At 38.3% G+C, this 24,391-nt stretch carries 21 protein-coding genes; 6 read left to right on the forward strand and 15 right to left on the reverse strand.

The annotated features are described in order from the left end of the window. Window positions 1-39 precede the first annotated feature (39 nt). The 8 genes from AC0NJG_RS24645 to AC0NJG_RS24680 all read right to left on the reverse strand — a co-directional run bounded on the left by AC0NJG_RS24645 (window position 40) and on the right by AC0NJG_RS24680 (window position 9,929). Window positions 40-1,146, reverse strand: coding sequence for a HAMP domain-containing sensor histidine kinase (locus AC0NJG_RS24645; RefSeq protein WP_087966664.1), 1,107 nt, complete (start codon window positions 1,144-1,146; stop codon window positions 40-42). Next, window positions 1,139-1,837 (reverse strand): response regulator transcription factor, encoded by a 699-nt coding sequence (locus AC0NJG_RS24650; protein ID WP_087953105.1) that lies wholly within the window; start codon window positions 1,835-1,837, stop codon window positions 1,139-1,141. The genes AC0NJG_RS24645 and AC0NJG_RS24650 overlap by 8 nt, the downstream gene beginning before the upstream one ends. Before the next feature lie 256 nt (window positions 1,838-2,093). Continuing rightward, on the reverse strand, window positions 2,094-3,200 hold the full coding sequence (menC, locus tag AC0NJG_RS24655; protein ID WP_474063556.1) for an o-succinylbenzoate synthase: 1,107 nt from the start codon (window positions 3,198-3,200) through the stop codon (window positions 2,094-2,096). Next, window positions 3,201-4,646, reverse strand: coding sequence for an o-succinylbenzoate--CoA ligase (locus AC0NJG_RS24660; protein ID WP_308901888.1), 1,446 nt, complete (start codon window positions 4,644-4,646; stop codon window positions 3,201-3,203). A gap of 440 nt (window positions 4,647-5,086) precedes the next feature. Beyond that, complete coding sequence (menB, locus tag AC0NJG_RS24665; protein ID WP_087953108.1) at window positions 5,087-5,905, reverse strand: 1,4-dihydroxy-2-naphthoyl-CoA synthase; 819 nt, start codon at window positions 5,903-5,905, stop codon at window positions 5,087-5,089. 69 nt (window positions 5,906-5,974) lie between these two features. Beyond that, a complete protein-coding gene (gene menH / locus AC0NJG_RS24670; protein ID WP_143881631.1) occupies window positions 5,975-6,787 on the reverse strand; it encodes a 2-succinyl-6-hydroxy-2,4-cyclohexadiene-1-carboxylate synthase in 813 nt (270 codons plus the stop codon). After that, complete coding sequence (menD, locus tag AC0NJG_RS24675; RefSeq protein ID WP_087953110.1) at window positions 6,784-8,538, reverse strand: 2-succinyl-5-enolpyruvyl-6-hydroxy-3-cyclohexene-1-carboxylic-acid synthase; 1,755 nt, start codon at window positions 8,536-8,538, stop codon at window positions 6,784-6,786. Before menD ends, menH begins: the two co-directional genes overlap by 4 nt. Then, window positions 8,535-9,929, reverse strand: a complete 1,395-nt coding sequence (locus AC0NJG_RS24680) for an isochorismate synthase (protein ID WP_474063557.1) — start codon at window positions 9,927-9,929, stop codon at window positions 8,535-8,537. The genes menD and AC0NJG_RS24680 overlap by 4 nt, the downstream gene beginning before the upstream one ends. Before the next feature lie 194 nt (window positions 9,930-10,123). Between AC0NJG_RS24680 and AC0NJG_RS24685 the strand changes: the two genes are divergently transcribed. Continuing rightward, entirely contained in the window at window positions 10,124-11,077 is a 954-nt protein-coding gene (locus AC0NJG_RS24685; protein WP_087953112.1) for a 1,4-dihydroxy-2-naphthoate polyprenyltransferase, read from the forward strand. Between the two features lie 109 nt (window positions 11,078-11,186). Beyond that, window positions 11,187-11,918, forward strand: a complete 732-nt coding sequence (locus AC0NJG_RS24690) for a yteA family sporulation protein (RefSeq protein WP_061182731.1) — start codon at window positions 11,187-11,189, stop codon at window positions 11,916-11,918. A 44-nt stretch (window positions 11,919-11,962) separates the two neighbouring features. On the opposite strand, the gene cspD is transcribed toward AC0NJG_RS24690, so the two are convergent. Further along, complete coding sequence (cspD, locus tag AC0NJG_RS24695; RefSeq protein WP_001193054.1) at window positions 11,963-12,163, reverse strand: cold-shock protein CspD; 201 nt, start codon at window positions 12,161-12,163, stop codon at window positions 11,963-11,965. Between the two features lie 326 nt (window positions 12,164-12,489). On the opposite strand from cspD, the gene AC0NJG_RS24700 reads away from it, so the two are divergent. Continuing rightward, entirely contained in the window at window positions 12,490-13,272 is a 783-nt protein-coding gene (locus tag AC0NJG_RS24700) for a TIGR00266 family protein (RefSeq protein ID WP_001147834.1), read from the forward strand. A 23-nt stretch (window positions 13,273-13,295) separates the two neighbouring features. On the opposite strand, the gene AC0NJG_RS24705 is transcribed toward AC0NJG_RS24700, so the two are convergent. Then, the gene (locus AC0NJG_RS24705) at window positions 13,296-14,069 is read right to left on the reverse strand and encodes a MerR family transcriptional regulator (protein ID WP_088327204.1); all 774 of its coding nucleotides are present in this window, start codon (window positions 14,067-14,069) and stop codon (window positions 13,296-13,298) included. 141 nt (window positions 14,070-14,210) lie between these two features. Here AC0NJG_RS24705 and AC0NJG_RS24710 point away from each other — a divergent pair, with 141 nt between their 5' ends. Both AC0NJG_RS24710 and AC0NJG_RS24715 read left to right on the forward strand, forming a co-directional pair. Next, window positions 14,211-14,933, forward strand: a complete 723-nt coding sequence (locus tag AC0NJG_RS24710) for a lipase family protein (RefSeq protein WP_474063558.1) — start codon at window positions 14,211-14,213, stop codon at window positions 14,931-14,933. A 76-nt stretch (window positions 14,934-15,009) separates the two neighbouring features. Beyond that, the gene (locus tag AC0NJG_RS24715; protein WP_474063559.1) at window positions 15,010-15,144 is read left to right on the forward strand and encodes a hypothetical protein; all 135 of its coding nucleotides are present in this window, start codon (window positions 15,010-15,012) and stop codon (window positions 15,142-15,144) included. 132 nt (window positions 15,145-15,276) lie between these two features. Here AC0NJG_RS24715 and glgP read toward each other — a convergent pair whose 3' ends face one another. From glgP to glgB, 5 genes are all read right to left on the reverse strand, one after another. Continuing rightward, entirely contained in the window at window positions 15,277-17,685 is a 2,409-nt protein-coding gene (gene glgP / locus AC0NJG_RS24720; RefSeq protein ID WP_474063560.1) for a glycogen phosphorylase, read from the reverse strand. Between the two features lie 18 nt (window positions 17,686-17,703). After that, window positions 17,704-19,134, reverse strand: a complete 1,431-nt coding sequence (glgA, locus tag AC0NJG_RS24725; protein WP_474063562.1) for a glycogen synthase GlgA — start codon at window positions 19,132-19,134, stop codon at window positions 17,704-17,706. Window positions 19,135-19,246: 112 nt separating this feature from the next. Further along, the gene (gene glgD / locus AC0NJG_RS24730) at window positions 19,247-20,281 is read right to left on the reverse strand and encodes a glucose-1-phosphate adenylyltransferase subunit GlgD (RefSeq protein WP_429680660.1); all 1,035 of its coding nucleotides are present in this window, start codon (window positions 20,279-20,281) and stop codon (window positions 19,247-19,249) included. Window positions 20,282-20,299: 18 nt separating this feature from the next. Beyond that, window positions 20,300-21,430 (reverse strand): glucose-1-phosphate adenylyltransferase, encoded by a 1,131-nt coding sequence (glgC, locus tag AC0NJG_RS24735; protein WP_000057613.1) that lies wholly within the window; start codon window positions 21,428-21,430, stop codon window positions 20,300-20,302. Beyond that, window positions 21,378-23,315, reverse strand: a complete 1,938-nt coding sequence (gene glgB, locus AC0NJG_RS24740; RefSeq protein WP_087953117.1) for a 1,4-alpha-glucan branching protein GlgB — start codon at window positions 23,313-23,315, stop codon at window positions 21,378-21,380. Before glgB ends, glgC begins: the two co-directional genes overlap by 53 nt. A gap of 468 nt (window positions 23,316-23,783) precedes the next feature. Here glgB and AC0NJG_RS24745 point away from each other — a divergent pair, with 468 nt between their 5' ends. Further along, complete coding sequence (locus AC0NJG_RS24745) at window positions 23,784-24,389, forward strand: CalY family protein (protein WP_048551095.1); 606 nt, start codon at window positions 23,784-23,786, stop codon at window positions 24,387-24,389. Window positions 24,390-24,391: the final 2 nt, after the last annotated feature.

Consider the following 24,391-nt stretch of genomic DNA (forward strand, 5'->3'; position numbering starts at 1 on the left):
ACTATTAAAATAAAAAGTGGGATAAAGTTTAAATTTTTATTAAATTGTTACGTTCTCGTCTTTTGGCAATCGCACTTCAAATATTGTTCTAACTACATTACTTTCAGCAGAAATTGTACCGTTATGCTGCTCGATAATATTTTTCGCAATAAATAGCCCAAGGCCTGTCCCGCCACGGTTCTCCGTTCTCGATTTATCACCTGTATAAAACATATCAAAAAGATACGGTAAATCTTCTTCTGGAATGCTATCTCCATAATTTATAACTTGTACGACAACTTCTTCATTATCGATATACCCATTCAGATCAACAAATTGCCCATCATATCCGTATCGAACGGCATTTGTTAACAAGTTTTCAAATACTCTAGCTAACAATTTTCCATCACCGTTAATCGGCAAATGCGGATCAATATTCAATCTAGCTTCTAAATGATGTTTCTCTAACAGCGGATATAATTCCTCATCTAGCTGTATAAGTAGCTCACTTATATCAATAGGCTTTTTATTTAGTTGTAACATGCCATAATTCATACGTGTAATTTCAAATAACTCATCAATTAAACTTTCAAGCCTTTGCGATTTCGTATATGCAATTGTGGAGAAATGTTTAATTTGTTCTTTTGTTAAATTCTCCTCTTTAAGAATTAAATCTAAATACCCTAACACGGATGTTAATGGAGTTCTTAAATCATGAGCTAAGTTTACAACGAGCTGATCTTTACTACTTTCAGCAAAGTCTCCTCTTTCCACTGCTTCCTTTAATTTCTCACTCGCTACATTAATTTCGTTTGCAATATATCCAAACTCATCATTTGATGAAACGCGCACTTCATTTGTAAAATCTCCGTTCGCCAAATGATGAATTCCGTTTGAAATCTCATCAAAATATTTTAAATACGGCCTAGTAAGGAAGAAGAAAAACATAATGGACAGAGGGATGAAAATAATTAAAAAGAAATTAACATCCCCAATTTGTCTTATCATGAAACGCACTTCGGCTAAACGATCCTCATAAAGAACTTCTGATTTGTAATAAATCCGTAATCCTTCATAAATGATATACGTTACGCCACCAGCTAATATCATACTTAACGCAAATAGCATAACCATCTTTGAGCGAAAACTTCTCATCTTTTTACCCATTGAAAGTATACCCTACCCCCCACACTGTTTTTATTAACTTATCTTTTCTTTTATCTTCTCCAAGTTTTTTCCGCAATGTACGAATATGTACCATAACTGTATTTCCACTTTCGTAATACCCTTCACCCCATACTTGCTGAAAAATATTTTCCACATTGTATACTTTCTTCGGGTGACTCGCTAATAAATATAAAATATCAAACTCTTTTGGCGTTAATTCAATTTTCTCATCGTACACATCTACCGTTCGGCGCTCAGGATCAATCACAACTCCGCCTATCGCTAAAGCAGATTTATTCTCCGCTACTTTCGGCTGATTTAACGTAAGAAACCTACGTAATTGTGCATTTACACGTGCAACTAATTCAATCGGTGTAAAAGGTTTCGTCATATAATCATCTGCACCTAATACAAGACCTGTCACCTTATCAAAATCAGACGTTTTCGCACTTAAGAAAATAATTGGCATATGGTGCTTCGCGCGAATTTGACGCGTCACCTCATACCCATCCATTTTCGGCATCATAATATCTAAAACCACTAGATCGATTGGCTGCGTTTCAATAATATGAACGGCCTCTTCCCCGTTCGCTGCCTTCACAACATGGTACCCTTCTTTTTCTAAATGTATCTCAATTAAATCAGCAATTTCTGCCTCATCATCCGCTATTAAAATGGAAATGCGCTTCATTTTACTCCCCCTTTTTATACGATCGATTGTAAACTAGTCTATGCAATTTGTACAATGCGAAAAGGTTACCCTTTAGAGTAACCTTTGTAAATAAAATTATATCAGCGATTTTCCAAATATATCGACCGTAACTTGAAATATATCGGCGATTTTTCAATTATATCAATCGTAACTCGAATTATATCGGCGATTATTGAAATATATCGACCAACCGACAATTAACGACGAAATTCGCCCGCTATTTGAAAGACTCAACTTACCGCTCCAAAACAATCCGTTGCTTCGTGATTTCCGCCAGCCTTCCGCGGTCCACTCCGTACTCATCTTCAACGCTTTGCGGTACAATCACTTTCCCGCCCTCAAGCGTCACTTCCGGCGAAATAATATCTCTCTCCCAATGTCTGCTAGAAGCAGATATATCGCCTGGAATCGTAAAGTTCGGCAATGAAGCAAGCGCAACATTTTGCGCTCGTGAAATCCCCATCTCCACCATACCGCCGCACCAAACTGGTATGTTATGCTCCATACAATAATTATGGATCTGAACCGATTCTGTTAATCCACCCACTCGCCCCGGTTTAATATTAACGACGCGGCAACTACCAAGCGTAATCGCAACACGCGCGTCTTCTAAACTATGGATGCTTTCGTCTAAGCAAATTGGTGTTTCAATTTTCTTTTGCAGCTGTGCATGATCAAGAAAATCATAATCCGCTAGTGGTTGTTCAATCATCATCAATTGAAATTCATCTAACCGTTTTAATTTTTCTACATCAGCTAACGTGTACGCTGAATTGGCATCAGCCATTAACGGGATATGCGGAAATTCTTTACGAATTTCTTTCAATAACTCATAATCATGCCCCGGTTTTATTTTCACTTTAAAACGCTCGTATCCTTCTTCTGCATACTTCTCGATTTGTTTTAACATAACCGGAATCGTATTGATTCCAATGACAACACCGACTTCAATTTCAGCCTTCGTTCCGCCAAGCACTGTCGCTAACGATTTCTTTTGACGCTTCGCATATAAATCCCAAACAGCCCCTTCAATTCCCGCCTTTGCCATTCCGTTTCTTTTTATATGCTGGAACAAGCTCGGTACCTCATTCGGATGAGAAATTTCAGCCTTTAATAAATCAGGTAATAAAAAGTCTTGCAGTACATGCAGCGCAGTCTTCACCGTTTCTTCCGTATACCACGGTTCAGAAAATGCAACGACTTCGCCAAAACCAATGCACCCGTCCGTATCTTCTAATTCAATGACGATACTTTCACGCTTTTCATACGTTCCGTAGCTTGCAGCAAACGGGATGACCAGTGGCATTTCCGTTATATGAAGTGTCGCTTTTTTTATCTCCACTTACATCTCCTCCACTAATTGTCTTAACTCTCGTCTTAACAATTTTTTCGAAGCATTTCGTGGTAATTCCTCTAAGAAACAAGTTTTTTTCGGCACTTTATATTTCGCTAATTTCTCCTCGCAAAAATGAAGAATTTCTTCTTCTGTTACCTCTCCACTTTTTACAACAAAAGCAGCGGGTACTTGTCCCCATTTATCATCAGTCATACCGACAACACCAGCTTCCGCTACCGCCGGATGAGAAAGCAACACTTCTTCAATTTGAGCAGGATATATATTCTCTCCGCCAGAAATAATTAAATCACTGCGGCGATCTAATACGTATAAAAATCCTTCTTCATCTAAATAACCGAGGTCACCAGTATGAAGCCATCCGTTTTGAATTGTCTCACGCGTCGCATCTTCACGGTTAAAGTAACCACCTGTTACGTTCGGTCCTTTTACTACGATTTCGCCTTCCGCAAATGGCGGTACTACTACGCCATCTTTTTCAATACGAAGTTGGCACTGAAATAGTGGTTTTCCAGCTGACCCTACTTTCGTTAACATATAATCTGCGGATAACGTACAAATTTGCGAAGACGTTTCTGTCATTCCATACGTTTGATATACAGGAATTCCTTTTTCTACACACGCTTCTAATAGTGGTTTCGGCGCTGGTCCTCCCCCAAGTAACATGCATCGTAAAGAAGGTGGATATGTCTCTGCCCCAAGTCGTTCTAATAAATCAGTTAACATTTTTGATACGACAGAAATAATCGTAACGCCTCTCGTTTGAAGTGCTTTATGAATAAAATCCGCATCATATTTCGGAACGAGTAAAATGCGCATGCCGTACATAATGTTTTTCATTAAAAGAGATAAGCCGCCAACGTGGAACATCGGCATACAAGCTAACCAGCAATCATCATCACGAAGGCCTAAATTAAGCGAAGAACCAACTGCGCTTGCCCAATGATTTCCGTACGTTAAAATAACGCCTTTCGGTTTTCCTGTCGTCCCTGACGTATAAATAATTGTCATCGCCTCTTCTAAAGAAAACTCTTCTTGTATAGGGGCTTCCTCTTTTGGTCCATTCATTATGTCGGCGAATGAATATACAGGAATATCTTTAGCCTCAAAATCTTGATCCGTCACTAAACAAATAACTTCAGCATCATCCATTTGCCAAAGTAGCTCTTCTCTTGAAAGACGCGTATTTAAAAGCACAGCTACTGCACCTACGTACGATAGGGCGTGAATAACTGTAATCATCTCCATACCATTTTTCATCAGAACAGCCACCTTTTGCCCAGGCTTCACTCCAACATGCGTGAGGTGTTCACAAACAGATACTACTTTTTCATGCAGCTGCATAAAAGTAACTTTCTCTTCCTCTATTTCAATTGCAGTGCGATCTGGTGTTAAAAATGCACGTTGCATTAACCAATTTGGCATCGTCTCCATCACTCATTCTCCTTTCATGAAAGAAAGAGACTTGATATGACATCAAGTCTCTTAGTTGTTTTGTTTCCGGTTTGACCTTATCCAGCTACAGCGGCTAGAACAGTCGGTCGTTTCACGCCTTCCTACGAGGCAAAAAGCGCCTCTACATCAGGAGTTCCAACGCCCTCTTGTTCTAAGCGAGCCGCTTCCACTTTTGGTTTCATCCAGCTACAGCGGCTAGAACAGTCGGTCGTTTCACGCCTTCCTACGAGGCAAAAAGCGCCTCTACATCAGGAGTTCCAACGCCCTCTTGTTCTAAGCGAGCCGCTTCCACTTTTGGTTTCATCCAGCTACAGCGGCTAGAATGTTCGGTGGCTTCACTTCTTCCTACGAGGCAAAAAGCGCCTCTACGTCAGAAGCTCCATCCCCCTCACATTCTAAACGAGCCGCTTCCGCTTTCATCACGGGAAACGAGGGAATTGACCGAAGTCCGGACTGCGTTTTTCTTTGAACGCGTCGCGACCTTCTTTTGCTTCGTCAGTTGTATAGTACAATAACGTTGCATCTCCAGCTAGTTGTTGAATACCAGCTAGACCGTCTGTGTCTGCGTTGAATGCAGCTTTTAGGAAACGAAGTGCCATTGGGCTGTTTGCTAAGATTTCTTTTGCCCATTGTACTGTTTCTGCTTCAAGTTCTTCTAATGGTACTACTGTGTTTACTAAGCCCATATCAAGCGCTTCTTGTGCGTTGTATTGACGGCATAGGTACCAAATTTCGCGAGCTTTCTTGTGGCCTACCATACGAGCTAAGTAACCAGCTCCGTATCCACCGTCAAAGCTTCCTACTTTAGGACCTGTTTGTCCGAATACAGCGTTGTCTGCAGCGATTGTTAAGTCACATACGATATGAAGTACGTGTCCTCCGCCAATTGCATAACCTGCTACCATTGCGATAACTGGTTTAGGAATTGCGCGAATTAGACGTTGTAAGTCTAATACGTTTAGACGTGGGATTTGGTCGTCACCTACATATCCACCATGACCGCGAACTTTTTGGTCGCCGCCAGAACAGAATGCACGTCCACCTTCACCTGTTAAAATGATAACGCCAACATTCGCATCATCACGAGCTTGTGCAAAAGCGTCGATTAACTCCATTACCGTTTTAGGACGGAATGCGTTATGTACTTCAGGGCGGTTAATCGAAATCTTTGCGATACCATTGTATGTTGAATAAATAATATCTTCGTAATTGCCTTCTTTTACCCATTCAATAGCCATTACAACTACCTCCTTGTATATTTCTGATCTCCTCTATAAGTGCAACTTCATTCTTAACTGAAAAAAGCATCACTGCATAGTTTTTAGAAATCCCTTTACTATTGTATCAAACTTTTCCGGTTGTTCCACATGAATTGCATGGCCAGCACCATCAATTTTGACAAATTTCGCATCAGAGATGCATTTTTCGATGTTTTTTAATATGCGAAAGAACTTTTCATCATGCTCACCGTTCATTAAAAGAACAGGCATTTTTAAATTTTGTACCTCATTCCACCATGAAGGCTGAGCCCCTGTTCCCATGCCGCGCAAGCTATTTGCGAGCCCTCTTGGATTGTTAGCAAGTCGTTCTTCTCGCACTGCTTCTTGTACGTTTTGTGCTAAACGTTTTTGCGTTTCAAACAGCGGAATATTTTCCCACATCGTTACAAAGCTTTCGATGCCTTCTCGCTCAATTTTCTGAGCAAGCCGCTCATCTTTTTCACAGCGTTCTTTTTGCTCATCTTCACTTTCAAGCCCAGCTGTACAATTTTCTAATAAAAGAGAGTGTACATACTCTGGATATAGACATGCCATCGTAATCGCTAATCTACCGCCCATTGAATAACCAAGTATGTGCGCTTTTTCAATATGAAGGTAATCTAGTAGTTCTTTCATTTGCAATGCTACATTTCGAATATCATAATGAGTCACATCTTCAGGACTTTCCGTTTTTCCGTGCCCAACAATGTCTACTAAAATGACTTGAAATTGCTCACTCCAAGAAGGAACGAAGGAACGCCACGTTTCCATGCTTCCCGTAAAACCATGAAGAAGTAGAAGTGGTTCCCCGCTTCCGACTACTTCATATTCATACGATACACCTTGCAGCGTTACGTTCATTTTGATTCACCTTGTAAAGATGTAGTAATTACGTCCTGTGTTTTTGCCCATAATTTGCGGTGTAACGTTAAGTTTTCATCACGGTTCGTACAAATTTCCACAACGTGTAAACCTTCTGTCGTTGTTCCTTTTTGTACTTCTTCTCGGAATTGCTCCCAACCATTTACACGGCTAAATGAACCACCGTACATTTTGACAACATGCTCATAATCAAGACCAATCGGTGTTCCAAATAACGATTCGAAATGTTCCTTTTTCTCATACTGTGGTAAGAATGAGAAAATACCGCCGCCGTCATTATTTACAACGACAATCGTTATATTTAATTCATGTAATTTTGCGGCTAATAATCCGTTTAAATCGTGATAAAATGATAAATCACCGATTACTAATACGAGCGGATCGCAAATAACGCTCGCTCCTAAAGCTGTCGAAATGATTCCATCAATCCCATTTACACCGCGATTAGCCATCACTTGAATATTTTTATCCGATGTGAAAAAGAATGAATCTGTATCACGAATTGGCATACTATTACTCGCAAATAACGTTGCTCCTTCTGGTAATACGCGGACAATATCCGTAATGGCTCTTCCTTCAAATGCAGTATCATATGTTTCCATTTCACGAAGCGTTTCCTTCGTTTTTTCGTTTATATGTTGCCACATTCGGGACCAATCATTCTTTTTCATAACTGGCATTTTTTCTATTAGTGCACTGCAAAATGCAATATCACTTGCTTGGACAACTTCTGTGGCAACGAGAGCTGGATCTCTCCATTGTCCTGATTCGTCAACAACGATATGAACAGCTTTCGTTTGTTTTTTGATGAACTGCGTTAATGCTTTCGAAACAGGCATACCACCGAAGCGAATTAAAACGTCCGGCTTCCACGTTTCTTTTAACAGCTCATTTCGTAAAAATGTATCGTAACAGTCGATTACCATCGTTTTATCGTGGTGTCCGCTACGAATGTTAGAAAGTGGATCCGCTAATATTGGATATCCCGTTTTTTCAGCTAATTGTGCGGCAAATGCTGCGAGTTCTGAATGACTATCGTCTCCACAAATAATAAGCCCCTTTTCTATATGTGAAAGGCGCCCTACAAGAGAGTCTACATATTCACTCGGCATCACCGCATTCCCTTGCTGAACTACTCCTGTATATTCCCCGCGTCCTTTATCCCATAAACTTTCTAATGAGAAGTCCGGGATAAGCGGTTCGCGAACTGGAAAATTAAGATGAACAGGTCCTTGCGGTGCTAAAAGCGCGCTTGCTATCATGCGCTGCGTTGTCATGCGAGCATAGTGGTACATCGCTTCACTCGCTTCTGGAAGTGCCATCTCTGTAAATTGCTTCACAAACGTACCGTATAAATTAAATTGATTCATCGCTTGTGGTGCACCGACATCTCTTAATTCATGCGGTCTATCTGCCGTTAAGACGATAAGCGGCACTCGTGAATGAAAAGCTTCACATACAGCTGGATAATAGTTCGCTGCTGCCGTTCCTGACGTACATAATAATGCAACCGGACGTTTTTTCGCTTTTGCGATACCGAGCGCAAAAAATCCTGCAGATCTTTCATCTACATGTAAATATGTGTTCATTCCTTCATGTTGTTCCATTAGTAGAGCAATCGGCGTGGACCGTGAGCCTGGACTAATGACAACATCACATACATTTAGACGCGTCAGTTCATCCACGAACGCGCCTAAATAATATGATAATGCTTCTATATGATTGTTCATTTCATTAATTCCTCCAAAGCACCAAGCATCGGTCTAAACTTCAAACTTGTTTCTTCATATTCAAGTTGTGGTACTGAATCAATTACAATCCCGCAACCGGCGAATAAGGATGCTTTCTCGCCATTTAATAATCCGCAGCGAAGTGCAACCGCAAATTCACCATTTCCTTCATCATCTATCCAGCCAATCGGTGCACCATATAATCCTCTGTCTAACAATTCAACATCACGAATCAGTTTCATCGCTTCCAAACGAGGTGTCCCGCCAAGAGCTGGTGTTGGATGTAATTCTTCTACCATCGTTAAAAGACTCGCATCGCCTTTTGCCTCTACAGGCGTATATAAATGAATTAAGTTTTTCGTTGTTAATAGACCTGGACTTTCCGGAATATTAACGGATTCGCAGTGCTCATTTAATACAGACCTGATCATGTTCACAACATAACCGTGTTCAGCTAAATTCTTTTCATCATGAAGAAGCGCATTACTATTTCGCTTACTTTCTTCTATAGATTGACCATGACCAGTTGAACCAGCAAGACACATTGAAGTAAACTTCTCATCTTCTTTGCGAATTAATCTTTCTGGCGTCGCTCCTAAGAAGCATGCTCCTTTATAATCAAAAGAAAATACGTAACAATCTGGTTGCCCAATGCGAAGTGCTTCTAAAACAAGCGCAGAATCAATATGATGATCCATCTCTACTTTTAGCTCCCTCGCTAATACAACCTTCTGTACGTTCCCCTGCTTCATCTCATCTTGCACTTTCTCAATAGCCTTCATCCAGCCTTTCGGATCTACTTCTACTTTAGAAGTAACTGTTAATTTCGATCCTTCTAGTGCACATTTACTCTCCTCCAAAATTTTCTCTTCTAAAGAAACAATTTCATTATAAAGAGTTTCTGCACAATCTGTTGCTGAAACGAATGTATTCATTGTTAACCATGCTTTTTCATTTTTTACAGTTAATAAAAATGCTGGTAGTGAAAATGTCGTATCATCAAATTCTTTCCATAAATTGGTTTTCTCTTTTTCTTGGTCAAATGAAAATCCACCAAATAAAAGAGGACCTGTTCCAAACTCGTATCTTTCTCTTTGTACAAATGATTTCTCTTTTACTTTATCCCACTCGTCACGAGCAGTTTGAAAGCGTTTGTGAGAAGCAGTTGCTATAGTGAAAACAGAGCCAATTCCAGCAAATATTACATGCTGAGCTGGGTCTGCAAAATAACATCTATTTTCGAATGAAATCCTTTTTCCCGCTGCATAAAACAGAAGCGGATCCATCCAGTCTATTTGTTTTACAAAACTAACCAATATTTTTTCATCAGTTGCATGCTTAATGGCTGCACTCAGAACTTCTTGCAAGCCTTTTTGTTTCGTTTGAATCACAATTGTCTCCCCCCTATGGGCGAAAAATAGTCATAATTACGCTTGATTTTAAGATACACCTCAAACGAAAGGCCTGTCAACGTTTAGCATTTCTGAGAAATTCACCTTCTCTTCCTAGAAAATAAACGTTGACACTAAATGATGCTTTTTCTACACTTAGTTGTGTACAATATGTGACCAAAGGAGGATTCAACATGGAAATGAACGTCGAAACGAATTCCTCTCCTACGGCGCCAAAGCCAAGCAAGCAAACAGGCTGGCGCATTTGGTGGAGTTTACTACGTCCCCATACATTAACAGCAGCTTTCGTTCCTGTTTTCATCGGAACAGCCTATGCAATGCAGGTCGGAGGTATAAATCAAATACATCTCCCTCTTTTCCTTATAATGCTTCTTGCTTGTCTTCTCATTCAGGCAGCAACAAACATGTTTAATGAATACTTTGATTATAAAAGAGGACTTGATCACGAAGGTTCAGTTGGTATCGGCGGCGCTATCGTTCGCGATGGCATTCAGCCAAAAACAGTGCTTAACTTAGCATTTGGATTTTTCGGCATCGCGATACTATTAGGTGTTTATATTTGTATGAATTCTAGCTGGTGGCTTGCTGCAATCGGTCTTGTTTGTATGGCCGTTGCTTACCTTTATACAGGCGGCCCACTTCCAATTGCATATACACCATTTGGAGAGTTAACAGCCGGATTATTTATGGGTGTCATTATTATCGGAATTTCATTCTTTATTCAAACTGGAACTGTAACATCAGAAGTCGTTTTACTATCTATTCCAAGCTCCATTTTAATTGGTGCCATTTTACTAGCGAATAACATCCGTGACTTAGATGGCGATAAAGAAAACGGTCGTAAAACGTTAGCAATTCTCGTTGGACGTGAGCGAGCAGTTGGTGTACTTGCTTCTATGTTCATCGTTTCCTACATTTGGACAATTGCTTTAATTCTCGTGGGCATCGTATCACCATGGATGCTGATCGTATTTTTAAGTGCACCGAAAGCATTTAAAGCGACGACAGGCTTTATCGGCAAAAGCATTCCAATGGAAATGGTACCTGCGATGATAGCAACAGCAAAAACAAATACAATCTTCGGTCTCTTAATGGGAATCGGATTATTACTTGGATATTTCCTTTAAAAGGAGCTGCTAATGCGGCTCCTTTTTCATATACCAATTTCAGCTCATAATTCCTACTCGCAACGCTCATACTATGTAAAGAAACTGAATTGTAGGAAGGTGGACGACTATGTTAACTCCACAACAAATAAATCAATTTAAATCCGTTTTAGAAAAACAAAAGCAAGAACTAGAGCAAACGATACAAACACACGAAAATGAAGATCGTGCATCTGAACGTGAATCTGTTGGGGAATTATCTAGCTATGATAACCATCCGGCTGATATGGCAACAGAGCTATATGAACGTGAAAAAGACTTCGGGCTTATTGAACTTTGGCATAAACAACTTGAGGACACGAAGCATGCCCTGCAAAAAATAGAAGCGGGTACGTACGGCATTTGCGAAGTGTCTGGCGAAGAAATTCCATTTGAAAGATTAGAAGCGATGCCAACCGCTACAACATGCGTTCAGCACGCAACAAATAAGTTAAATATGAATACACGACCAGTCGAAGAAGAAGTATTGTCTCCTTCTTTCCACAAACATGATGAAGATCATTCTGTTGAATACGATGCAGAAGATGCATGGCAAGATGTTGCCAATTACGGAACATCTGAGACACCATCTGATTTAGAAAGACAAGATTCGAAAAACTATAATGGCATGTACGTAAATAGTGAAGAAAACGTAGGCTACGTAGAGGATTTCGAAAACTTTATCGGTACAGATATGTATGGAAAAAATCCGCAAGTTTTCGCTACGGAAGAACATGAAGAATATGAGCAAATGCTTGATGACTTTGAAGAGCGTACCTTTAAGGGCGAATTGTCTTCAAATGAGTCGAGTTCCAAAGAATAAAAAAAAGCATTCCGAAAATCGGAATGCTTTTTATCGCTAGCTAATTAGTTTTTTGTAACGTTAGCAGCTTGTGGTCCACGGTTACCTTCAACGATTTCGAAAGAAACTTCTTGACCTTCTTCTAAAGTTTTGAATCCGTCACCTTGGATAGCTGAGAAGTGAACGAATACATCGTCTCCACCTTCAACTTCGATGAAACCGAAACCTTTTTCGCTGTTGAACCATTTAACTTTACCTGTTTGCATGTCATGTACCTCCTAAATAAAAATGAAACTATGAATCCACATGAAAAGGTGGATATAAAGGACATGAATGTATAACAAGCTTACAGCCTTTAATTCAACGTGCTTTATTTCCGTACCACATTATGTAGCTCAATAGTGACTTCACTATATCACGCTATATCAAAAACGTCAAATGAGAACACTTTCATTCCACCATTTTTTTATAATTTTAATATAATGTTGAATTTTCATATTCATATTTTATTGGAAAATTAACAAAACTATAGTGTTCTAATTCTAATAATTTCTGTACAATATAATTACTACATATTTATGAGGTGAAAAAAATGCAAGCACATGAAATCGAGTATAAATTATACGGCGATGATATGCAGTTTGTTGAAATTGAGTTAGACCCAGAAGAAAGCGTTATCGCAGAAGCTGGCGCAATGATGATGATGGAAGATTACATTGAAATGGAAACAATCTTCGGTGATGGTTCTGGCCCATCTGGAGGTTTATTCGGAAAATTAATGGGCGCTGGTAAGCGTCTCGTTACAGGCGAAAGCATGTTTATGACTGTATTTACAAATACAGGTCACGGCAAGCGTCACGTATCCTTTGCTGCTCCTTATCCGGGTAAAATTATTCCTGTAGATTTAACAGAATATCAAGGAAAAGTAGTTTGTCAAAAAGATGCATTTCTTTGTGCTGCAAAAGGCGTTTCTATCGGAATCGAGTTTACGAAAAAGATCGGAACTGGTTTCTTCGGCGGTGAAGGTTTCATCATGCAGAAACTCGAAGGTGATGGACTTGCTTTCATGCATGCAGGCGGAACTGTATATAAACGTGAATTAAAACCTGGCGAAAAGCTTCGTATCGATACAGGTTGTCTCGTTGCCATGACAAAAGACATTAACTACGATGTCGAGTTCGTTGGAAAAGTAAAAACAGCTCTATTTGGCGGCGAAGGTTTATTCTTCGCAACGTTAGAAGGTCCTGGAACAGTTTGGATTCAGTCCTTAACACTTAGCCGCTTAGCAGCACGTCTGACAAGCCCAGCAGCACAAAGCACTGGTGAAGGCAGCGTTTTAGGCGGACTTGGTCGTTTATTAGATGGAAAAGAGTAAAAGGTGCCCTTATCGGGCGCTTTTTATTTTGGTGGACTATATAAACCATTTCGAATCATCATATAATACTCCATTGCTTCATTAAGCCACGCCTCTTCTTCTTCCGTATAAGGAGATAGCATCATATTATTATATTGTTCTTCTGCATTCTCTAATTTACCTAGAGAATACATTGTCTCTTCACCAACATACTTAAGAGTCGCCTTCATATGTTCATCAACCAATTTTTGCACTTCTGAATCCTCAATTTGTCTTCCAAATAACCTTTTCACTTCTTTTGCTAAACGCACAAACTCTTTATCAAGTGTCAGGCTCTCTTCTTCTGGCTTATTATATAATCCATCAACTGTTTCTTTTGATACATATTCTTCAAGCCATAAACGTTGTTCTTTTTCTTCTTGAATGCTGTTAATTAGACTCATTAATATGTCACTATCCAGCTCTTCATCTTCCTCAAGACATACCATTGTTCGTTCAAGTGCCTTTATCGAAACTTCAATTTGTTTTCTTTTTTCTTCAAAGGCTTTTCTTTGTTGCTCCAATGTTTCTTTTAAATTTACATTCAAACTTGGCATTTTCAGCATGACGCTTATTTCTTCTAAACTATATCCTAATACTTTAAGGCTCACTATTTTCTGTAGCTCTAATATATCTTTTCCTTTGTACACACGGTGACCAGAGCTAACATTCTTTTCAGGTTTAAGTAATCCAATTTCATCGTAATATTGGAGCGTTCGTATCGTTGTACCCGTTCTCCTTGAAAACTCACCAATTGAATAGCCTTCTCTTTTGCTCATCTTACACTCCTCCTAACAGTATGTTTACAAAAATCATACTCCCTCACGTAACTGTAGGTTCAAGCTTTTTTTCTAAAAAGAATGAATCAAGTCCCTCACTGCATATATTGAACTATACCTTTTCTTAAGGAGGCTTCCTTAATGCGTACTCCTTTATCCTTTGATAAAGATACTGCCATACTGTTAGCTTCTTGTTGTGAGTTAACGTATGAACAATATAAACAAAATGGGATTTTTGAAATACCAGATGGTTTTCAATATGTACAAGGCTTTCAAGGAAAAACCATTCAAACGACAGAATGGTTCGGATTCATACTAGAATCTGAGGATACCATTATTGTAGCTTTTCGCGGAACACAAACGGATACAGACTGGATTATCGATTCACTCGTTAACCAAAAACCATACCCATATGCTTTAAATAGTGGAAATGTCCATAACGGCTTTCTTTCCATTTATGAGTCTTGCCGAGATTCTATTATGGATATGCTCGTATCATTACCAGCCCATAAGAAACTTCTTGCAACAGGTCATAGTTTAGGCGGCGCGCTCGCAACACTACATATACTCGATGCGCGTATAAACACTGCCTTCACACAGTACGGTCTGTATACATTTGCCTCCCCAAAAGTGGGAGATATTGCATTTCGTAATTATTATAAACTGCAAGTAGCTAGTAGCTTTCGCTTTGTTAATTTATTTGATGTCGTTCCTCTTCTCCCTCCGCGCAATGTCCATTTTAATGAACAAGACTGGGAATATGCACACGTTCATCACAACATGACTTTTACAAAAAACACAAAATCGATTGCAAATAATCATGCCATGACAACATACAAAACATGTCTGACTTCTCATTTTTAACCAGTAAACAATTGGAAATTAAATATCCTTATACTATAATAATATATGAAGTTACTTTTGGATGAGGGGACCTTACATGCTAAAATTTATCTTTGCACTTTTTCTCATTGTAATTTTTACGTTTACAGGTTTCTTTACATTTTCATACTTTGCGACAGGAGAATATGATGGAACAGGTATCATATATACTGTGATCTCATTTCTTTCTTAAGCAAAAAAGAAAACCGAGCTTAATGAGTTTAAGCTCGGTTTATTTATTAGTGTCAATTTTTTTCGGTAAATCGATATCTCTTAAAAACCGCTGATATATTTTCATATTGTCTTTTCCAACGTAGCGACCTCTTTAATACTGCGTAACCGTATTACCAATACCCCAAATCTCATTACTATACTGCAAAATCGTTCGATCGCTCGCAAAATGACCAGATTGTGCAATATTTAAAATCGACATTTCCAACCACTTCGTTCGGTTTTCATAAGCTCTACCAACAGCTTCTTGCTTTTCCGCATATGGGCTAAAATCTCGCAGAACGAAATATTCATCATTTTGAATAACGAGAGAATCGTAAATTGCTTCAAATTCAGCTCCAGACTGTGCAAAGAAACCATTCGTTAACTGGTCTACTACCTTTTTAATGTGCCCATTGTGGTGATAATAATCACTTGCACGATATCCACCATTTTGATAGTAATGAAGAACCTCTTCGGCCGTTAAGCCGAAAATGAAACAGTTATCCTCACCGACTCTATCTTTTATTTCAATATTCGCTCCGTCTAACGTGCCGAGCGTAATCGCACCATTCATCATAAATTTCATATTACCTGTTCCCGATGCTTCTTTACTTGCAGTTGAAATTTGTTCACTTACATCGGCCGCTGGGAATATATCTTCCGCTACAGACACTCGATAGTTTTCTAGAAAGATAACTTTCATATATTTGCTTACGTACGGATCATTATTCACTTTCCTTGCGAGTTCATTTATTAATTTAATAATTTTTTTCGCATAGTAATAGCCAGGTGATGCTTTCGCTCCAAAGATAAAAGTACGCGGATAAAATGTAAAACTAGCATCCTCTTTCAAACGGTTATACAAATATAAAATATGAAGAACATTTAATAATTGTCGCTTGTAAGCATGTAGCCTTTTTACTTGCACATCAAAAATAGAATTAGGATCAATTGTAATCCCCATTGTATTATGAATACGCGCTGCTAAAATCTCTTTACGCTCTTGTTTTACCTCTGCAAATTTCTCTTGGAAACTCGCATCGTATTGAACTAATTGTAGCTCTTGAAGCTTAATCGGTTCTTTCTTCCACTCTGTTCCAATCACCTCTGAAATAAGGTTTGTCAGCTGCGGATTCGCTTTCATTAACCAGCGTCTATGAGCGATTCCATTCGTTTTATTATTAAACTTATCTGGATAAAACTCATAAAACAATCGCATTTCACGCTGCTTTAAAATTTCTGTATGAATTTTTGCTACGCCGTTTACACTATGGCTACCGACAATTGCTAAATGAGCCATTTTCACAAGATCATGCGCAATAATTGCCATCTCTTCAATGCGATGCCATTCATATGGATAACGTTCCCAAAGCTCATGACAGAAACGTTCATTAATCTCTTCAATAATCATATAAATTCTCGGTAATAACGGTTTGAAAATGTGAATTGGCCACTTTTCAAGCGCTTCTGATAACGTCGTATGATTCGTATAAGAAATCGTTTGCGTTGTTATGTGCCAAGCTTCTTCCCATGCTAGTTTTTCTTCATCTAATAAAATACGCATCAGTTCTGGAATCGCCAAAACTGGATGGGTATCATTAATATGAATCGCAATTTTCTCATGTAATTGACGAAGGTCACCATATCTTTCTCTATGCATTCGAACAATATTTTGCAAGCTTGCTGATACGAGGAAATACTGTTGTTTCAAACGAAGTATTTTCCCCTCATCATGGGTATCATCTGGATATAAAAACTCCGATACCGCCTCTGTTTCACGCTTATATTTCAAAATATCTTTGCAATTTTGTGGGAAAGGAACTGGTTCCGCATTCCAAAGTCTAAGTGTATTTACAGTACTCGTCTCATAACCTACTACTGGAACGTCATATGGTACGGCCATAATTACTTCTGCATTTGTATGCCTGAATTCTAAACGTCCATCAATGTAGAGCGGTTCAACATTGCCGAAATAACTTACTTCTACAGCTTGATCATGCCTTCTTACTTCCCATACGTTTTCATGAAGAAGCCACTGTTCTGGAAATTCAACTTGATAACCATCAACAATTTTTTGATCAAATAAGCCGTGTTTATAACGAATGCCACATCCATGACCTGGTAAATCTAAAGATGCAAGTGAATCAAGGAAACAGGCTGCTAATCGTCCAAGTCCACCATTGCCAAGACCTGCATCTGCTTCCACCTCTTCTAATTGTTGCAACGAAATCCCAAGCTCAGAAAGTCCTTGCTCACATACATCCCTGATTCCTAAATTTAATATGTTACTTCCAAGCAAACGTCCAAGTAAAAACTCAATGGATAAGTAATACATTTGCTTTCGCTCTCCAGACCGATAGCTTTCATTCGTTGCAATCCATTGACTATTCATATACTCACGTACCATGTACCCAAGCGTATTGTATTGATCACGAGTTGTAGAGTCTTTGAAACTTTTACCATACATCGTCTCTAACTTTTCTAGAAAAGCTGATTTGAAACTTTCAACATGAGTAAACATTTCTTCACCACCTACATGTTATTCCATGAGACTTTTATACAATTTCTTATAAGCAAGAGCTGATTTCTCCCAGCTATAATCTTCAGTCATCGCTTGTTTTACAAGCTGCTCCCATACCGATTTATCATGATAAAATCCAATTGCACGACGAACCGTGTGCAACATGTCATGTGCATTAAAATTCGTGAAACTGAAACCATTTCCTTCTCCAGTTTCTTCGTCATAAGATTGTACCGTATCATTTAATCCGCCTGTTTCCCTTACAATTGGAATCGTACCGTACGCTAATGCGATAAGTTGTCCAAGTCCACACGGTTCAAACAGTGATGGCATTAAGAATAAATCACTTCCCGCATATACTTGATGAGCTAACTCTTCATTAAAGCCAATATACACTTTTACCTTCTCAGGATACTCATATGCCATCCACTCAAAGAATTGTTCATATTCCGAATCACCTGATCCTAAAATAATACATTGTACATCTTCCTCCATTATTTCTCGGAATACAGTACGTACTAAATCAAGACCTTTTTGCTTCGTTAATCTCGTTACCATAGAAATAATTGGTGTATCTTCTTTTTCTGGCAAACCAAAATAACGCTGCAACGCGCGTTTATTTTCATTCTTTTCATATAATGAATCTGCATCGTACTGAGCAGTAATATACGAATCCGTTTCTGGATTATATACGCTCGTATCAATTCCGTTTACAATGCCGCTTAGCTTATCATTATATTTTCGCAGTAATCCATCTAACTTCTCACCGAAAAATTCATATTGAATTTCTTCTTTATATGTCGGGCTAACCGCTGTAATTTGATCAGAAGCGATAATGCCACCCTTCATAAAGTTCACATTTCCATAAAACTCTAACTGCTCACTATGAAAATATTCATCACCAAGTTCTAACAAGTCATACATCACTTCAGGAGGAAATACACCTTGGAACTGCAAGTTATGAATCGTATATACTGTTTTAATATGCTCATATAATGGATTATCTTGATACTTTTCACGCAGCAAGAAATTGACCATAGCTGTATGCCAATCATGGCTATGAAGAACATCCACTTCAAAATCAAGATGCGGGATACACTCTAATACCGCTTTCGAGAAATAAGAAAAACGCTCTCCGTCATCATAATGGCCATACAGAGAATCCCTCTTAAAATAATATTCATTATCTATTAAGTAATACGTAATCCCGTCTTGCTCACCTTTTAAAATTCCGCAATATTGATTTCTCCACCCAAGCGGGACGTTAATTACTTTATGTAACGTACATCCATCCCTTAATTTTTGCGGAATAAGACTATAATTCGGGAGTATAATGCGAACTTCCACACCTAATTTTTTGAGCTCTTTTGGGAGCGCACCTGCTACATCAGCTAATCCTCCCGATTTAACAAATGGTACACATTCTGATACTGCAAATAAAATATTCACTTGTTGTCCCACTGCACGAAAAGTTTATACTACTTCCCTTGCAGCTTCCTCCCTTCGAGTTTTCATTTGAATTAAAACTTTAATCAGTGGAGGAAAAACCCCCACTGATTTCTTAAGAATAACTATTAATCGTACTGTTTTGAACGCTTCCTTTTTCTACAACGTATGGCTCATCGGCGGTTCCTTTTAAAACAACACCGTCACCAATTTTCACGTCTTTATCAATAATAACACCGTCTATTATACAGTTATCTCCAATTTGGCTCTTTTGCATAATAATGCTATTACGAACAATTGAACCTTTTCCAATTTTAACAGAACGGGAGACAACGCTATTTTCTACTTCACCTTCAATAATACTGCCGTTTGCAATCATTGTGTTTTTCACGACTGCACCCTTTAGGTAACGAGTTGGTGGTTCATCTTTTACTTTCGTAAAGATCGGTGCTTCTTTCTTAAATAGTTGCTTCCAAATAGCAGGTTGCAAAATTTCTAAGCTATGTTTATAGTAACTTTCAATCGAATCAATAATAGCTACATATCCTGTATGCTCATACGTAGCAATATGTAGTGATTTTCCGCGCTTTTCTCTCACTACATCGAATAAGCTATATTGTTCCACATCTTTATATGACTCAAATAAATCTAACAATAATTGTTTCTTTAACACGTATGTTTGAAGCGAAACCCCTTCATGGCAAACTTCCGTAATATCAGCTGCCGTATGTATATGTCGCTCTAACACAGCTTGAAAATTTAATGCTGTTACGAGATGGCTATTCGTAATAACAACGTATTCTTCTCTAGCTCTTAGAAAATAATCAATATGTCTTCTAAAATGCGCAAAAGATCCAAATTCATCTTGATCACATTGGCAGTTTGGCGGGAATAAAAACAGTCCGTCTCTTTTTCTATCTAAATCCCACTGTTTTCCTGAACCAACGTGGTCCATTAGCGAACGGTTTTTATGGCTTGTAAAAACTGCCACACTATGAATATTAGAATTCACCATATTTGAAAGCATGAAATCAATGAGTCGATAACGGCCCCCAAACGGTAACGCCGCTAGTGAACGATGCCCTGTTACTTTCTTTAAGGAAGGAAAACTTCCCGTTGCATTAATAATTCCTAACATTTTTTCTCCCATTCATTTCATCCCCCTTTTCTATTTCCCTTCAGCAATGAGTACTACATCGTCAACATTTTTCTCTGGACGAATGATTGTTCCATCTTCAATAACCATTTCCGATCCAACGATTGCTCTTTCAATCACAACATTTTTACCAATCTTCGCTCCAGGCATAACGACAGAATCAATAACCATACTACCTTCTTCCACCGTCACTCCTTGGAATAGTACAGAATGCTTCACGTCCCCTTCAATGACGCATCCTTCGTTAATAAGTGATTCTTCTACTTTTGCCTTTTCAGCGATATATTGAGGTGGTTCGTTTGGATTAACAGAATAAATACGCCAATTACGATCATTTAAATTCAGTGATGTTTCATCGCGAAGTAAATCCATATTCGCTTCCCATAAGCTCTTCACCGTTCCAACATCTTTCCAATACCCTTCAAATGGATACGCCATTAACTTCTTCCCTTCATCTAATAAAAGCGGAAGTACATCTTTTCCGAAATCATTACTAGATTCAGGGTTTCTTGCATCCATTTCTAAATACTCTTTCAAAATTGCCCAGTTAAAAATGTAAATTCCCATTGATGCAAGATTACTTCTTGGAAATTGCGGTTTCTCTTCAAATTCAACAATCTCCATCTCTTCGTTCGTATTCATAATACCGAAACGACTCGCCTCATCCCAAGGCACTTCAATAACAGAAATGGAAACGTCCGCTTCTTTCTCAATATGGTAATCTAGCATTTTACTGTAATCCATTTTGTAAATATGGTCGCCTGATAAAATGAGAACATACTCTGGTTCATATTGACTTAAATAGTTTAAGTTTTGATAAATGGCACTTGCCGTACCTGTGTACCACTTCACACCTGAAGACTCCGCATAAGGAGGTAATACTGTGACTCCACCGCTTACTCGGTCTAAATCCCACGCATTGCCGATTCCGATATAATTATGAAGTTCGAGTGGTTGATATTGCGTTAAAATCCCAACCGTTTCAATACCAGAATTTGCGCAGTTACTTAGCGTAAAATCAATAATGCGATATTTACCACCAAATGGAACAGCTGGCTTGGCTAAATTTTTTGTTAATGCACTTAATCGACTACCTTTTCCCCCTGCTAGTAACATTGCTACGCACTTTTGTTTTTGAGCCATCTTGTTTTTTACTCCCCTTTCTCGTCTTCACTGGTCGTAATATGGATACGCCAAATGGTGGAATTGTAATTTCTACATGTGCTGCTTGATTATGAAACGGTTCTTGAATCGCCTTCAGACGTTTCTTATTTACTTGCCCTGATCCGCCATATTGCTCAGCATCACTGTTTAAAATCTCGTTATAACACTCGAAATCTGGTACACCTACTTTATAGTTTTCATATGTAGCTTTCGTAAAATTACATACGACAACTAACGCATCTTCTTGTTTATCCCCTTGGCGGATAAATGAGAAAATACTTTGCTCATTATTATTAGCATCAATCCACTGAAATCCTTCAGGCGAATGATCAAGCTGCCAAAGTGGTTTAGAGCGCTTATACAATGCTATGAGCTCTTTAAAGTAATCATGCATATAACGATGCATTTCAAAATCATGTAAATTCCAATCTAAATCTTCAAGGTCTTTCCACTCATCAAACTGCCCGAATTCTCCTCCCATGAAAAGTAATTTCTTTCCTGGGTGAGTAAAGAAATATCCATATAATAAACGAAGTTGAGCAAACTTATCCCAGTAGTCTCCTGGCATTTTATTTAATAACGACTTTTTCCCATGAACGACTTCATCATGAGAAAGCGGTAATATGAAATTTTCAGAGTAAGCATATAGTAAAGAGAACGTCATTTTCTCATGAATATATTTTCTGTACTCTGGCGCACACTCCATATATTTCAACACGTCATTCATCCAGCCCATATTCCATTTGTAATTGAATCCAAGCCCACCTTCATACGTTGGAGCTGTTACAAGTGGCCAAGCTGTTGAATCCTCAGCTGTCATAAGAAAATCTTCATCCTCTGCAAATACCGCTTCATTTAACTCCCGTAAAAATGAAACAGCGTGCTCATTACTTTGCTCTTGTCCTTCTTTATTCCAGTAGAGCATGTTCGCAACTGCATCTACCCTGAAACCATCAATATGGAAATATCTCATCCAAAATAACGCATTTGAAATTAAGAAATTACGTACTTCCCTCTTTCCTAAATCAAAGTTAACAGTTCCCCATACTGGATTTTCTTGTACATCTTTATCTTTATATTCATAGGTCGGTGTGCCATCAAACAAATATAAACCGTGAGCATCTTTACAAAAATGCCCCGGCACCCAATCTAAAATGACACCGATTCCATATTTATGACATTCATCGACAAAATGCATCAAATCATGTGGCGTGCCGAATCTACTCGTTGCTGCATAATATCCCGTCCCTTGGTATCCCCAAGAACGATCATATGGATGCTCAACAAGCGGCATAATTTCAATATGTGTAAATTGATGCTCCACCACATAAGGAATGAGTTCTTCTGCCATTTCCCTGTAAGAATACAGCGTTCCATCTTCTTTCTTTTTCCAAGAACCGAAATGCAATTCATAAACTGTCATCGCTTCTTTATAAACCGATTTTTTCTTTTTCTTACGACTCCAGTTTTTATCATTCCATTCGTATCCCTTTATATCAAAAACTACAGATGCCGTATTCGGTCTTACTTCTGCATACACAGCATACGGATCTGCCTTAAAAATGACATCACCAGCCATCGTTTCAATCGCATATTTATATATTTCTTTTTCTTCAATATGCGGTATAAATAGGGACCAAATTCCCTCTTCTGTCACTTGTAGCATCTTATGTTGCTCATAATCCCATTCATTAAAATTTCCAACAACACTCATTGCTTTCGCATGAGGAGCCCATACTGTAAATCGTACACCTCGCATCTCATCTTCCGTCACAATATGTGCACCAAAGATGTTATAACTGTCATAGTACTTTTCTGTATGAAACTCATCTCGTTTCACTTCTTCACAATTTATTACACTCAATATGCTCACCTCACTAAGATGACAGAATTTTTTATACTTTACCAATTCTGCGAAAAACTGAAATATCCTTGTTCATTTATAAAAAATATACGTTTTTTTCTTGAAAATGTTGAATTTTTTTTACATTTCTATATAAAATATCGAATTTTGACGAATATTCATTGAAAACGCTTCATTTTTTACTAGTCTTTCATCTTACTATTTATTTCTCAACCTCTATTTTATTAGATTCATCCTCTTTTTTATCCTATTTCCACTTGAAATCGTAACAAAATAATCTGTCATAAAAAAATGTTTCTCAACATTTTTCGTCACAATTGTATTGAAATGGAAAATTTATACGCATATACTTGTTCTCAATAAAGAACATCGATTTTTCGTAACTACAATTCATAGCGGACTACTATGTTTACTTATTTATCCTTGTTACGAACAGTCGCCATAAAAATTTAATTAGGGGGCTTTCTTATGTCATTAAAACAAAAGGTTGGAATGGGAGTTGTCACAGCTTCGCTTGGCTTATCCCTTACATTCGGCGGTGTATTCGCCTACTTCAGTGATTCTGAAACATCTAGTAACTCATTTCAAGCTGGAACACTAGACCTTTCTATTAATCCAAGTGTAATTGTTGATGTGAAAGATTTAAAACCAGGTGACTTTATTGAAAAAAATTTCACGCTTGAAAATAAAGGATCATTGGATATTGCAAAAGTAGCACTTGAAACATCCTATGAAGTTACAGATGCAAAGAAAAATAATGATGGTGAAGATTTAGGCGATCACATCATCGTCAAATTTTTAGTGAATGATGGAAAGCCGTCTAATCCAAACGATGATCATGAAATTTTGTGGGAAACAAAACTATCAGAATTAAAAACTATGAAACCTGAGGATGTGGCTACTTCTCTAGAACGTCATAACTTAATAGATGGTATTAAATCTGGTGAAACAGATTATTTACACGTTCTCTTCTCCTTTGAAGACAACGACCAAGATCAAAATAAATTCCAGGGCGATTCCTTACAGCTAAACTGGACATTCCATGCAGAGCAAACACCAGGCACAGAGAAGTAATA

It is taken from the genome of Bacillus sp. SSR7 (genome assembly GCF_055902415.1).